Source organism: Mesorhizobium amorphae (genome assembly GCF_014843845.1).
Lineage (GTDB): Bacteria > Pseudomonadota > Alphaproteobacteria > Rhizobiales > Rhizobiaceae > Mesorhizobium > Mesorhizobium amorphae_A.
In genome coordinates, this window is the sequence record NZ_JHQS01000007.1 from 95172 (window position 1) to 109095 (window position 13924).

The 13924-nt window shown below is 62.9% G+C and carries 12 protein-coding genes; 2 read left to right on the top strand and 10 right to left on the bottom strand.

Annotated elements, in window-relative coordinates; all coding sequences use genetic code 11:
* Positions 1 to 26: 26 nt before the first annotated feature.
* Entirely contained in the window at positions 27 to 1250 is a 1224-nt protein-coding gene (locus tag DH08_RS02985) for a lytic murein transglycosylase (RefSeq protein WP_192177824.1), read from the bottom strand.
* A 207-nt stretch (positions 1251 to 1457) separates the two neighbouring features.
* Here DH08_RS02985 and galU point away from each other — a divergent pair, with 207 nt between their 5' ends.
* Entirely contained in the window at positions 1458 to 2363 is a 906-nt protein-coding gene (gene galU / locus DH08_RS02990; protein WP_210328512.1) for a UTP--glucose-1-phosphate uridylyltransferase GalU, read from the top strand.
* Position 2364: 1 nt separating this feature from the next.
* On the opposite strand, the gene DH08_RS02995 is transcribed toward galU, so the two are convergent.
* Positions 2365 to 4146, bottom strand: coding sequence for an outer membrane beta-barrel protein (locus tag DH08_RS02995; protein WP_192177825.1), 1782 nt, complete (start codon positions 4144 to 4146; stop codon positions 2365 to 2367).
* Between the two features lie 195 nt (positions 4147 to 4341).
* Between DH08_RS02995 and DH08_RS03000 the strand changes: the two genes are divergently transcribed.
* Positions 4342 to 5343 carry a KpsF/GutQ family sugar-phosphate isomerase gene (locus tag DH08_RS03000; protein ID WP_192177826.1) on the top strand — a complete coding sequence of 334 codons (1002 nt, stop codon included), beginning with the start codon at positions 4342 to 4344 and terminating at the stop codon, positions 5341 to 5343.
* A 62-nt stretch (positions 5344 to 5405) separates the two neighbouring features.
* Here DH08_RS03000 and DH08_RS03005 read toward each other — a convergent pair whose 3' ends face one another.
* From DH08_RS03005 to DH08_RS03040, 8 genes are all read right to left on the bottom strand, one after another.
* Positions 5406 to 5870, bottom strand: coding sequence for an NfeD family protein (locus tag DH08_RS03005; RefSeq protein WP_192177827.1), 465 nt, complete (start codon positions 5868 to 5870; stop codon positions 5406 to 5408).
* Between the two features lie 37 nt (positions 5871 to 5907).
* Complete coding sequence (locus DH08_RS03010) at positions 5908 to 6858, bottom strand: SPFH domain-containing protein (RefSeq protein WP_192177828.1); 951 nt, start codon at positions 6856 to 6858, stop codon at positions 5908 to 5910.
* Between the two features lie 147 nt (positions 6859 to 7005).
* Positions 7006 to 8064 (bottom strand): ferrochelatase, encoded by a 1059-nt coding sequence (gene hemH, locus DH08_RS03015; protein ID WP_192177829.1) that lies wholly within the window; start codon positions 8062 to 8064, stop codon positions 7006 to 7008.
* A gap of 164 nt (positions 8065 to 8228) precedes the next feature.
* Positions 8229 to 10289 carry a bifunctional metallophosphatase/5'-nucleotidase gene (locus tag DH08_RS03020; protein ID WP_192177830.1) on the bottom strand — a complete coding sequence of 687 codons (2061 nt, stop codon included), beginning with the start codon at positions 10287 to 10289 and terminating at the stop codon, positions 8229 to 8231.
* 248 nt (positions 10290 to 10537) lie between these two features.
* Positions 10538 to 10915 (bottom strand): outer membrane lipoprotein Omp10, encoded by a 378-nt coding sequence (gene omp10, locus DH08_RS03025; protein WP_192177831.1) that lies wholly within the window; start codon positions 10913 to 10915, stop codon positions 10538 to 10540.
* A gap of 181 nt (positions 10916 to 11096) precedes the next feature.
* Complete coding sequence (locus tag DH08_RS03030) at positions 11097 to 12542, bottom strand: homospermidine synthase (RefSeq protein WP_192177832.1); 1446 nt, start codon at positions 12540 to 12542, stop codon at positions 11097 to 11099.
* 155 nt (positions 12543 to 12697) lie between these two features.
* Positions 12698 to 13630 carry a heme-dependent oxidative N-demethylase family protein gene (locus tag DH08_RS03035; protein WP_192177833.1) on the bottom strand — a complete coding sequence of 311 codons (933 nt, stop codon included), beginning with the start codon at positions 13628 to 13630 and terminating at the stop codon, positions 12698 to 12700.
* Positions 13627 to 13914 (bottom strand): YciI family protein, encoded by a 288-nt coding sequence (locus tag DH08_RS03040; RefSeq protein WP_192177834.1) that lies wholly within the window; start codon positions 13912 to 13914, stop codon positions 13627 to 13629. The genes DH08_RS03035 and DH08_RS03040 overlap by 4 nt, the downstream gene beginning before the upstream one ends.
* Between the last annotated feature and the right edge of the window lie 10 nt (positions 13915 to 13924).

Sequence of the window (13924 nt, forward strand, 5' to 3'; positions counted from 1 at the left end):
TATTCCCCCCGTTTCTAAGTCGGCTTCTACTTTTGCCGGAGCGATTTGAGCACTTCCATGCTTGGATAGCCGTCCTGGGTCAAGCCGGTCTTTGCCTGGAAGGCCAGGATGGCAGCTTTCGATCCGTCACCGATCTTGCCGTCGAACTTACCGTCATAGTAGCCATGCTCGGAAAGCCGTTGCTGAAGCTCCTGCCTTTCCTCGAAGGTGAGCTTGGTGAAAGGCCGTTTCCAGTCCTGCACCAGACCGCCATAGCCGGCGATTTCGTCGGCAAGAAGGCCGACGGCGAGCGCGTACTTGTCGGCGTTGTTGTAGGCTTTGATGACCGAGAAATTCTTGACCATCAGGAAGGCTGGCCCGCCACGGCCATCCGGCACCTTCAAAGTCGCCTTGTCGGAGCCGTTCTTGAAAGGCTTGCCGCTGGCCCTGACAACGCCGAGCGCCTGCCATTGCGCCAGCGTCTTGGAGCCGCCGGGAAGTTTGCCGGCCGGCAAGGTGACCTCATAGCCCCAGGTCTTGCCGGCCTGCCAGCCATTCTTCCTGAGCAGGTTTGCGGCTGTCGCCAGGGCGTCTGGAATCGAATTCCAGATGTCGCGCTTGCCGTTGCCGTCCATGTCGACCGCATAGGCCTGATAGCTGGTCGGGATGAACTGGGTGTGGCCCATCGCGCCGGCCCAGGAGCCGCTCAGATGGCTTTCGTCGATATCGCCCCTCTGCAGGATCTTCAGTGCCGCGATCAGCTGGGTGCGGGCGAATTTCGATCGCCTGGGATCCGCATAGCCGAGCGTCGCCAGCGAGCGGATGACATTGCGCATGATGTCGTCGCGCTTGAGGATCTCGCCATAATTCGATTCCATCGACCAGATGGCGAGCAGAATGTTGCGGTCGACACCGAATCTGGCCTCGATCCTGTCCAGCCAAGGCTTCCATTTCCTGGCCATCTGTTGGCCGACGGCGACCGACTGGTCATGGACGCGGTTGTCGAAATAGTCCCAGGCGGGAGCGGTGAATTCGGGCTGGGTACGGGCCTTCTCCAGCACCACGGGGTCGATATCGTTGATATTCTTGAAGGCCTGGTCGTAAAGCGCCCCGGAAACGCCGCTCTGCACCGCCGTAGCGCGGAAGCTGGCAACCCATTGCCGAAACCCGGCATCGGCGAAAGCGGGCCCAGCGGGCATCAGCAGGGCAAGCGAGAGGCTGGCCGCCGTCACGGCGCTTGCCAGGCGCTTTGCGGTGCTGCGAACGGACATCTTTTCCTCCTTCGTCATATCAGGAAGATCATTCTTCGCCGAACCCGGTTAGCATTTAGTTTACCATAGGTGGGGTCGGGAACGAAAAGACGCCTCGATGCTTTACGCACTGCAATGTTCAGCCCTGCTCTTGTCCAGGTCTCGATTCCGGCGCGAAAATGTCAGAACGGGATTGCGGAGCAGGCCCTCAAACGGATAATTGACAGCATGAAGAGAGTTCGCAAGGCAGTCTTCCCGGTCGCCGGCCTCGGCACGCGGTTCCTCCCGGCCACCAAGGCCATCCCGAAGGAAATGCTGACGGTCGTCGATCGGCCGGTCATCCAATATGTGGTCGACGAGGCGCGCGATGCGGGGATCGAGCACTTCATCTTCGTGACCGGCCGCAACAAGGCGGTCATCGAGGACCATTTCGACGTCCAGTTCGAGCTCTACGACACGCTTGCGCAACGCGGCAAGGACGACCAGCTTGCTCGCCTGCAACGGCTGCAGCCGGCGCCGGGCCAGACCAGCTTCACCCGCCAGCAGGTGCCGATGGGGCTTGGCCATGCCGTCTGGTGCGCGCGCGAACTGGTCGGCGACGAGCCATTCGCGCTGCTTTTGCCCGACATGATCATGCAGTCGGAAAAGAGCTGCATGAAGGACATGGTCGAGCTCTACGCCGAGACCGGCAACAACATCATCGCGGTGCAGGAATGCGATCCGGCCGAGGCGCATAAATACGGCATCGTCGGCCGCGGCGAGGATACGCATCACGGCTTCCGCATCACCGGTATGGTCGAGAAGCCGAAGGCCGGCACCGCACCGTCCAACCTGTTCATCAACGGCCGCTATATCCTGCAGCCGGAGATCTTCGGCATCCTCGAAAGCCAGGAACGCGGCGCCGGCAACGAGATCCAGCTTACCGACGCGATGCTGAAGCTGGAAAAGCAGCAACCCTTCTACGGCTACCACTATCAGGGCCGCACCTTCGATTGCGGTTCGCCGGAAGGCTTCGTCGAGGCCAATGTCGCCTTCGCCCTGTGGCGCAACGACATGAATGAGAACATGCGCGGTGTCATCCGCACCTTGCTCGATGAGATGAAGCCATCGGAGCGGCGCGGCGCCGCCCTCTAAGTTACCGCTGCACCTTCACGCCAAGGAAGATGCTGTTGGCCGTGTAGTCGCGGCCAGGCAAGTTGCTGGTCAGTTTCTCGGTCCTGACCCGGGTGGTGAGGCCGGCGTAGCGGTTCAGCCACCATGTCAGGCTGCTCTCGGCGCTCAGCACCAAATCATGACCATCGATGCCGACATAGTCGCGCCAGTCGACGCCGAGTGCCGCGTTCGCCGTCAGATTGGCGCGGATCTGCCGCTCGCCGGTGAGCCGGCCGGAATAGAGGATGTCGCCGCTTTGGGCGGCGGTCGTGGTGTCCTCGATGGTGGTCTGGCCGGTCAGTCCGATCGTGGTGCCGCGCTCCGGCGACCATTTGAGATCGGCGTTCACCGTCGGGCCTGAAATCGCTTCCAGGCTATTGTCGTCGATCGCCTCCCGCAGCCAGCCGGCCGAGAATTCGCCGGCAAGCTTGTCGCCCATGTCGATCTCAAGGCCGGCGCGCGCGCCAAGCCGCGTCGAGGAGCGTTCGAACCCATTGCTGTCTGAGCGCAGATCATAGTCCCTGCGCCCGACCTCGATCTCAGTGAACGGGATGAGGGCCGGAGAGATTTCGTAACCGGCGCGCAAGGTCGCGGTGTAGAGGGTGGAGTCGCGGTCCTTCTGCGACAGTGAGGTGCCGTCTGAAAGATCGGCGTCGCCGTAGAAATCGTGCGTCACCGCGCCGGTCAGCGTGTAGCGCATCTTGCCGACATCCTTCTCAATGCCGAGGCTGCCGTTGACGGTCTGGCGCAGCGGCTGCGAGGAGACCCCGGCAATGGCGTCCGGCGAGGAGGCCGATTCCGGCACGGCTTCGTAACCGAGCTTGGCGATGGCGCGCAGCTCGTTGTCGAGATCGACGTTGAGCGTTCCCTCGATCCGCCCTTGCGCGTCGGAGACCTCGTCGCCGGATACGGTCTTGCGGAAGCTGCCATAGCCGTTGATGAGCGCCGAATTCTCACGCCAGTCGGAGGCGGCGGAAAAACGCAGCGCCGTTTCCGAAAGCAGCGCCGGTGCGCCGCCGCTGCTGGAATCGGCATTGGACGACGACGTCAGGCCTTGCTCCAGCGTTGGCCGGATGAGGAAGGAGCCGACCTTGATGCCGGTCGCGGCGAAGGGGTCGTCCTCGGGTTTCTTGTCCTGCCCTTCGATGGAGCCGGTGCGTTCGGCGCCAGGGTCAAGTTTTTGCCTGTCGGCGCTGTCGACCGTAACGGCGCGGCGATTGGCCGTATCCTGCTCGGCGTCGGTGGTCTCGGTGTCGTCCGTGCCGGTTGTGCTCGCTGTCGCGTCAGTGGTCTTCTTCGCCTTCTTCTTGTCGGCGGCCTTGGCCTTGGCGTCCTTGACCTTGTCCTGGTCGGCGGCGCGCTGTCGTGCGGTCGAGAGCCGGCGGGGCTTAACCGGAGCCGCCTCGTCGGCCGATGTGTCGTCGGTGGCAGCGGGCTGATCGAAAATGCTGGTTGCGCCTGTCGCGTCGGTGTCGTCAGGCACCGCGCCGGGGCTGGCCGGTTGGTAGGTGTCGGCCGGCGCGTCGTCCATTGCGGCTGCGTTCGCTTGCGCCTGCTGATCCTGGGAACTGGCCATGCCCAGTTGCCTGGCCCTGCGCTGCTGGTCGGCCAGGATCGCCGATTCCGAAACCTCGCCGCGCAGCTCGGTTTCCTGGGCGTAAAGCGGTATTGGCCGCAGCAAAGCCAGGACACTGGCCGCCAGCAGCAAGGTGCTGACGGTTTTGTCCCTGAGACCTCGTTTCGTTTCAGGCTGGGCCCGCGACATCGTCACCACTGCTTGCGCGGCGCATGCGCGCGCCATACTTACCGAACCGTAAATGGGGATGGTTAACGGAGGGTTGAGGCGGTGGCGTCCAGCACGGTCTGGTGGCACGATTTCGAAGTCCGCGCGGTTCGAGATCGGGACGCTAACAGCCATTTCTGTTGGACAGGCGTGCGGCAAAGCGCTAATCGCATCGGCATGCATGCGGGGTCCCCAGAAAAGAAGCAGCCGGACAGGCAGGCCGCGATCGATTCGGCGTTGAGAACGGTGGCGACCGAGCAGGCCGGTGTCGAGGCGCTTGCCGCGGCGCTCGAAGACGGACTGGCCGAGCCGTTCGCGCGGGCCGTCGCCATCGTCTCGCGGATCGATGGCCGCGTCATCGTCACCGGCGTCGGCAAGAGCGGCCATATCGGTTCGAAGATCGCCGCGACGCTTGCCTCGACCGGCACGCCCGCCTTCTTCGTCCATCCGGCCGAGGCCAATCACGGCGATCTCGGCATGATTGCCAAGGACGATGCCATCATCGCCATGTCATGGTCCGGCGAGAGCAAGGAATTGATGGGGATCGTCGCCTATTCCCGGCGCTTTTCGATCCCGCTGATCGCCATCACATCCGGCGCGACATCGGCGCTGGCGCGCGCGGCCGACGTGGTGCTGCTCTTGCCGCCGGCGCCTGAAGCCTGTCCGCATGGGCTAGCGCCGACGACGTCGACGCTGCTTCAGCTGATCATGGGCGATGCGCTGGCCATCGCACTGCTCGAGGCGCGCGGCTTCACGCCGGATCATTTCCGCACCTTCCATCCCGGCGGCCAGCTCGGCGCCAACCTGACGCAGATCCGCGAGATCATGCATGTCGGCGACAGGCTGCCGCTGGTGCCGACGGGCACCGGAATGCAGGACGCGATCCTCGAATTGTCGCGCAAGGGGTTTGGCTGCGTGGCGATTACGGCCGTGGACGGCGCGCTGATAGGCATCATCACCGACGGCGATATCCGCCGTCATATCGCCAATGATCTCTTGGCAATGAGCGTCGATCAGGTGATGACCAGGAAGCCGAAGACGGCGAGCCCGGACACCCTGGTGGCGACGGCGCTGCAGACCATCAACACTTCGGCCATCACCAGCCTGATGGTGATCGAGGGCGGACGCCCGGTCGGGCTCGTCCACCTGCATGACCTGCTGCGCATCGGCGCAGCCTAGGCTTGTCGATCTTCAGGTGATGCCGGCCTGACCTGAATCTCAACACACCCCAAACCGTCGACTCATACAGCTTCGACGGTCAGCTCCAGATCGGTATCGGCAGCACCCGTCACCCGCACCTGCGTGCCGACCGGCAAATCCGGGCCGGAAACACGCCACAGCGTGTCGCCGAGCTTGATGCGGCCGCGGCCGTCCTTGATCGGCTCGGCAAGCGTGGCCATCTTGCCGACCATCTGCGCGCCGCGGCGGTTGAGCAGCGGCTGGTCGGTCGCGTCATGACGCCCGCCAACCAGTTTCTTGCCGACGAAGGCCGAGACCAGCGACAACGCCAGGAAGGCGAGGACCTGGACTTCCCAGGTCCAGAAGCTTGCATCCCAGATGAGCAGGGAAACCAAGCCGATCAGCAGCGCGGCGATGCCGATCCACAGCATGAAGATGCCTGGCGCTATGACCTCCATGACCAGGAGGACGAAGCCCAGAACCATCCAGTTCCACGGACCAAGTTCGGAAATGATGCGGTCGAGCATCGGAGTGTACTCCTATGATCTCAGTTGTCGCCTGATCTCAGTTATCGCTTGGGCGAACCACCGGAGGGCGGGCAGCCTGCCGCGCGGCGCCGGCAGTGCCTTCGCTGCGAAACACCTCTTTGGCAATCTCGCCAATGCCGCCCAGCGTGCCGATCAGCGACGAGGCCTCAAGCGGCATCAGCACGATCTTGCTGTTGGTGGCCGAGCCGATCCTGGTCAGCGCTTCGGTGTATTTCTGGGCGATGAAGTAGTTGAGCGCCTGGACGTCGCCCTTGGAGATCGCCTCCGACACCACTTGCGTCGCCTTGGCTTCGGCCTCGGCCGAGCGTTCGCGCGCCTCTGCATCGCGGAAGGCGGCTTCCTTGCGGCCCTCGGCCTCGAGGATCTGCGACTGCTTGAGGCCTTCGGCGGCGAGGATTTGCGCGCGCTTGTTGCGCTCGGCGGTCATCTGCCGGCCCATCGATTCAATGAGGTTGGCTGGCGGATTGATGTCCTTGATCTCGACGCGGGTGATCTTGATGCCCCACGGATGCGCCGCCTCGTCGACGACACGCAGCAGGCGTTCGTTGATGGCGTCGCGGTTCGACAGGAGTTCGTCGAGGTCCATCGAACCCATGACGGTACGGATGTTGGTCATCGTCAGGTTCAGGATGGCGTTTTCAAGTCCAGAGACCTGGTAGGCGGCCTGCGCCGCATTGAGGATCTGGTAAAAGGCGATGCCGTCGACACCCACTATGGCGTTGTCGCGGGTGATGATTTCCTGGCTCGGAACGTCGAGCACCTGCTCCATCATGTTCATCTTGGCGCCGATGCGGTCGACGAACGGCACGATGAGGTTGAGGCCGGGGCTCAGTGTCTTGGTGTAACGGCCAAAGCGCTCCACCGTATAATTGTAGCCTTGCGGGATTGTCCTGATGCCTTTGATAAGAAGCACCAATACCAGAAAGGCAAGCGCACCAATCGCAATACCGAAACCACTGAAGTCCATTTAAATCTCCCTCAGATGCCGGCCATGGCGTTGATTCCATGCAACCGACTTCACCAAAGACTTATGTATGTTTCAATAACGTTACAATCAGGTGATCGCGGATTATTAGTGCATAGACTTTTTCACAGCGGCCGGAGATGGGCCACTTCAGACCCAACCCGCCAGCTCGCGCCGTACCATCGCCTCGATCACGGCCATGCCCTCGGCGCTGTCGTTGAGGCAAGGGATGTGGGCGAATTGCTCGCCGCCGGCGTGATGGAAGGTTTCGGCGGCCTCGCGGCCGATCTCGTCCAGCGTCTCGATGCAATCGACGGAAAAGCCGGGATTGACGATGGCGATCGACTTCACGCCGTCACGCCCGAGTTTCTCTACCGTCTTGTCGGTATAGGGCTGCAGCCATTCCTGCGCGCCGAAGCGCGACTGGAAGGTGGTGATAAGTCTGTCGTCGCTCCAGCCGAGCTTTTGGCGCAGCAACCGCGTCGTCTCCAGGCAATGGGCCTGATAGGGATCGCCCTTGTCGGAATAGGGTTTCGGGATGCCGTGATAGGAGGTGATGACCACCTCCGGCTTGAAGTCGAGGGTCGCCAGGTGTCGCTCGATCGAGCGGGCGAGCGCGTCGATGTAGACAGGTTCGGCATAGTAGGGCGGAACGCTGCGGATCGCGGGTGCCGCCCGCATCTTCATCAGCGCGCGAAACAGCTGGTCGTTGGCGGTCGCCGTCGTCGTTGCCGAATATTGCGGATAGAGCGGGAAGGACAGAATGCGGTCGCAGCCCTGCTCGACCAGTCTTTGGGCGACGCTCGCGGTCGAGGGGTTGCCGTAGCGCATCGCCCACTCGACGACGACGTTGGGTAGATCGCCAAGGGCCTCGGCAAGCTTCTCAGCCTGGGCGCGGGTGTAGGTGCGCAGCGGCGACTCGTTCTTCTCCCGGTTCCAGATCCTGGCGTAGTTGGCGCCCGATTTCTTCGGCCTGGTGGTGAGGACCAGACCATAGAGGATCGGATACCAGATTGCCTTATTCAACTCGATCACCCGCGGATCGGAGAGGAATTCCCTCAAATAGCGCCACATCGGCGTGAAGTCGGTCCCGTCGGGCGTGCCGAGATTGATCAGCATGACGCCGATCTTGCCCGCCTTGACCGGCGCATGACCCGCCGGGGCAGGCGCCTTCGCGGCTTTGGAATCGGCGGGGCTGGAAAGCGTCATAAAGGTCTCCGGACACTGCGCCACACCGGCGGTGTCGCGGCGAACCTAACGATGCCGCGCCGGTTTTCAAATGCTGCGTCTGGCCGCACCTTAGCTCGTTCCCGCCTGAAAGCAGAACACCCGCCTGGTGTCCCAGGCGGGTGTTGTAAGTTTCTACGAAAGGACTATTTCGCCGCAGGCGGAATCGTCAGGGTCGCGCCGAGCGGCAGCCGGCGTGGCTCGTAGCCCTTGTTGGCTTCGGAAATCGCCTTCCACTTGGTGCCGTCGCCATAGGCTTTCTTGGCCAGATCCCAATAGGTGTCGCCGGCGACGATGACATGGCCGGCTTCGGCTGGCGCGGCAGCCTCTGCCGGTTTGGCGGGTTCCGCGGCCGGGGCAGGGGCCGGTGCCGCTTCTGCGGGTTTGGCCGGCTCCGCCGGTGCAGGCGCCGCAGGAGCAGTTTCGGCCGGGACCGTCGGCGGGGTCGTGGCGATGTCGCCAGAGTTGTCCGGCAAGGCTGGCATCGCCGGCTCGGCGGGAGCTGCTTCCGCGGGCTTTGCCGGTTCCGCTGCCGGAGCCGGTGCTGCAGGCTCGGCTGGCTTGGCCGGCTCTGCCGCGGGAGCCGCCGCAACGGTCGCGGCGATCTCGGTGATGCGGCCGTCGAGCTTCGGCGTATAGGGCCGGTGTGCACCAAGATAGTCAGCCACCACCTGCTCGAGGCCCGGACCGTAATCATAGGCATTCTGGGCCTTTTCGGCGAACACCTTGTAGCCGTCGCCACCCTGGCGGACATAGTTGTTGGTGGCGACCAGATAGTCCTTGTCGGGATTGAGCGGCGTCCAGGCGCCACCCTCCATGACTTCGACAGACTTGACGCGTCCGGCGTTCGGCGCGACCGACTTGTCGAAGGAATATTTCAGGCCGGCGACCTGCGGGAAGCGCCCGGCGCCGTCCTCGATCTGGCTGAGGCCACTTTCCAGCCCGGCCACCAGATCCTTGCCCGAGATCTTGAATGTCGCCAGCGTGTTCTGGAACGGCAGCACGGTCAGCACTTCGCCCATGGTCACGGTGCCCTGGTCGATCGAGGCGCGCAGTCCGCCGCCGTTCGAGATGACGATCTCGACGCCCTGGCCCTTGACGCGATCGAGGATCGCGTCGGAGACGAGATTGCCCATCTCGCATTCGCGGGTGCGGCAATTCTCACGGCTGCCGTCGATCGGCTTGGTGGTTTCGGCCACCTCCTTGTTCTTCAGTTCCTCGATCGGCGCGCCGAGTTCCTTGATGCGGGCCAGCACGGCGGGATCGGGCGTGATCGACTTGTCGAGAAAGATCGGATCGCCGCTGGCTTCCTTGACGACGCCATTGTCGTCGAACACGACCTTGAACTCGCCGAGATATTTCGAATAGGACGCCGCCTGCACGACCGGCACCTTATAGCCGTCGGGGTTGTCGACCATCGTCGGATAGGGGCCCGCCGCCTTCGGATCGGTGTTCGACAAAAGCGTATGGCTGTGGCCGCCGACCACCACGTCGATGCCGGGGATCTTGGCGATGACGTCGCGCTCGCGGTTGTAGCCGATATGGGTCACCGCGATGATCTTGTTGACGCCTTCGCCCTTCAGCTTCTCGACCTCTGATGTGATCGACTTGACGTCGTCCTCGATGGTGATGTTGGGGCCAGGCGTAGCCAGTTCCGGCGTGTCGTTGGTGACGGCACCGATGATGCCGATCTTCTGGCCGCCGACTTCGACCACGATCGATGGCTTGACGCGGTCGCCGAGCTTGGATTGCGCGTTGGCCTTCACATTGGCGCCCAGCACGGGGAACTTGATCATGTCGAGGAACGGAGCAAGTGCGGTCTCGCCGTCGTCGAACTCGTGATTGCCGAGCGCCATGGCGTCGAATTTCATCTCGTTGAGGAACTCGCCTTCGACCTTGCCCTTGTAGGTGGTGTAGAACAGCGAGCCCTGGAAATTGTCGCCGGCGCTGAGCAGGAGCACGTTCTGGCCTTCCAGCTTCTTGCGCTCCTGCGCGATCGCGGTGATCAGGCGGCCGGCGCCGCCGATGCATTCGCCCTTGGTCTCCTCTTCGGCCGAACAGGTCGACTCGTATTTGTTGTTGCCCTCGATGCGGCTGTGCCAGTCGTTGATATGCAGGATGTTCAGTGTGTAGTCGGCAAAGGATGCGCCGGCCGACAGGCCAAGCGTGGATGCCGACAGGGCGGCAATGGCGGCAAACTTCTTCATATTCGTCTCCCGGATGAACCTGACCAGAGGCATTTAACGCCCTTGCTTGACTGGGGCATAACAGCCAGCTTTTGCGTCATGTTCACATCGCGTTTTCATCGATGCAAGCGGAAATCAGGAAGATGTTTGCCGGCATAAAAAAGACGGCGGCTCGCGCCGCCGTCTTTTGGATGGATCGATGTCGTACCAGGCTATTTCAGCCGCATTTCATACGACGCCAAGTGAATTCACCTGGGCTGCAAAATGCTTTAGGCCCGGCGCGTCAGCACGAAATTCTGCCCGGCCGCGCTGGTGCAGTTGAGCTGGCTGGTGGAGACCATCAGGCAATTGAAGCTGACCGGCGTCTGGCGGATCAGCGAGGTGCCGTGGATCTCGACCGAGGTGGCGCCGGTCATGGTGTAGCTGCCCTCGGCGAGCTTCTGGCCGGTATCGGTCGCGACGGTGGCGAAGCTGCCGGCCGCGAAGGTCGACAGGCCGGTGCCTTTGGCATCGATCCAGGAGCCTTCAACGCCCTTCGGTCCAGACGCCATCGGCGGCGCCTCGGGGCCGCCCGTCATGCAGCCGGCAAGCATCGTCGCCAGGGCGCCCGCGGCGCCCACAGAAAGAACTTTGCGCGCAATCGTCATTTCTAAAAACCTCTCCTCAAGCATCGGCCCGAAAATCGATGCGATTTTCGGAAAGCACGATGCGTGCATCCAAAGTGCTAGAGCGTACTTTCCAAATGGAGGCACGTCGCTCTAGGCCGCATCCCTTCAATCGCCCGATTTCCGGGCGATTGCAAGGCAGTCGGACATGCTGGTGGAACCGCTATCGCACCAGGATGTTGCGGAATTGCCACGGGTCGTTGTGGTCGAGATCCTCTGGGAAAAGCCCCGGGCGATTATCGAGCGGCGTCCAGTCGGTGTAGTAGCCCTTGACCGGCCCGAGATAGGGCGACTGCACTTCCAGGCAGCGCTTGTAGTCCATCTCATCGGCCTCGACGATGCCGGCCTCAGGGTTTTCCAGCGCCCAGACCATGCCGGCGAGCACCGCCGACGTGACCTGCATGCCGGTGGCGTTCTGATAGGGCGCCAGCTTGCGCGCCTCGGCCAGCGACAGCTGCGAGCCATACCAGTAGGCGTTCTTATCGTGGCCGTAGAGCAGGACGCCAAGCTCGTCGACGCCGTCGACCAGCTCGTTCTCGTCAAGCACGTGATGCACGGGTTGCGACTTGCCGGCGGCGCCGAACATCTCTTGCAGCGACAGCACGGCGTCATTGCAGGGATGATAGGCATAGTGGCAGGTCGGGCGGTACTGCACCTTGCCCTTCTTGCCGCGCACGGTGAAGAAATCGGCGATCGAGATCGCCTCGTTATGCGTCACCAGGAAGCCATATTGCGGGCCGGGCGTCGGGCACCACGAGCGCACGCGCGTGTTGGCGCCGGGCTGCTCCAGATAGATGGCGGCCTTGGAGCCGTGCTTGTGCTTCTTACCGTTCTTCGGCATCCATTTTTCATGCGTACCCCAGCCGAGCTCGGCGGGCTGCAAGCCTTCCGAGATGAAGCCCTCGACCGACCAGGTGTTCCAGAACACGTTCATCGGCTTAGGCTTTTTGGTGCGCTGGGTGTCGCGCTCGGCGATGTGGATGCCCTTGACGCCGGCCTTCTTCATCAGCCTGGCCCAGCCTTCGCGGTCGTCCTGCACCGGCTCGGGAAATTCGAGGCCGAGATCGGTGGCGAGGTTCAGCAGCGCCTGCTTGACGAACCAGGAGACCATGCCGGGATTGGCGCCGCAGGTCGAAATCGCCGTCGCACCGCCGGGCTTCTCATGCTTTTCCCTGATCATCGCTTCGCGCAGCGCATAGTTGGTGCGGCTGGCATTGTCGGCCTTGGCATCGAAATAGAAACCGAGCCAGGGTTCCACGACCGTGTCGATGTAGAGCACGCCGAGCTTGCGGCAGAGCCGCATCAGGTCCACCGAGCCGGTGTCCACCGACAGGTTGACGCAAAAACCCTGGCCACCGCCATTGGTCAGAAGCGGCGTCAAGAGCTTCTTGTAATTCTTCTCGGTCACCGCCTCCTGGACGAAAGCGATGCCGCGCTCGTCGAGTAGCTTGCGGTCGGTGTCGCGCGGGTCGATGACCGTCATGCGCGACTTGTCGAACTTGAAATGGCGCTCGATCAGCGGCAGCGTTCCCCGTCCGATCGAGCCGAAGCCGACCATCACGACCGGGCCGGTGATTTCACCGTAAACGGGCCAGTTTTCATTCGCCATTTTATCGAACACTCCTTCAGTACATAGACAAAGCCGGGCAAAACACGGGGGCAAAGCCGGGCATTTGCGCCGGACGGCCAAGCGCTACACCACAGATCATTGTCATAAACCAGTGAAAAGCGCCAACCGCCGGCCAGGCCGGCTTGCGCATTTGGTTAAGCCATCTTGGCCATGTCGTCGAGGAAGGCGACCAACCGGTCGCGGTCGGCGGTCAGCCCCTTGTAGTCGAGCTGGGCCTGGTCGAGTTCCTGAAGCTGCGCGGCGAAAGACACACCCAGCGCCTGCCTGTCGGGATGGCTGGCTAGCACCTTGAGCGGATCGAGATGGATGCGGATGGTGAACAGCACGTCGCGCGAGACGGGCAGCTTCCTGAGCGTCTGCCGCTCGACGCGGATGAAGGCGTGGGCGTCGACGTCGCCGTCGGGGAAGCGCGTCGGGCGGCTGGTGGCGCGGTCGATGCGCTCAACGTTGGAGAGTGGATGGTAGAGAGCGTCGCCTGCCTGGATCGACCAGTTGTAGCGCTCGACCGCCTGACCCTGGAGGCCGTCAAACATGCGGTTGATGAGATCGGCCGGACGCGTGCCCGGGCCGAAACCCGGCACCGGCGCGTGGATCTGCTGCAGCGGCTTGCCGAACTTTTCGGTGAGCGACCATGACGAGGGAAAGCAAAGCGATCCAGCGACGAGGCGCCAGCCGCTTTCGTCTCGCCGCATCAGGATCAGGTCTTCCTGGACGAGCAGGGACGCCGCGATGAGCGGCGCGTGTCGAAAGCCTGCATCAAGCCCGTCAAATTTCCCGGCGCCAACCACCTCGATCCCGTCGCCGGAGCGCCGATAGATGTCAGGATGCTTCGTCAGCAGATGCTCGCCGAGCAGGTCGAGCACTTCGCGCTGCGCGTCGCGAGTACCGTCTTCCTCGACAAAGACCCTTTCGGGGATTTCCGCATAGAGCCGGCGTTTCTCGGCGAGATGCGGCAGCAGATGTTCGTCGACCTCGATCCACCGGTCAGGGTCGAGCGGCTTCAGCCCAATGGTGAAGAGTTTGGACGAACCGTCATAGGGCGTATGGGTGGGCTGGCGAGAGGTCATGCTTCGTTGAAGGCGTCCAACCCGGCGGCGGTCATCCTCGCGGTGAATTCGGTGACGTCGTAGTCGGCGACACCCGCCTTGGCGAACGGGTCGGCTGCCAGCCTGGCATCCAGCACATCGCGCGGACCGCGCGCGATGATGACGCCGCCAGTCCTTGGGTTCTTCGGTCCGGACGCGACAAAGATGCCTTCGACGTAGCAGGCCTTCAGCCATTCGACATGCGCCGGCGCCAATTTGTCGATCTCGGCGAGCGGCACCTTGTAGTTCAGCGAAACGACGAACATCGCTACCTCC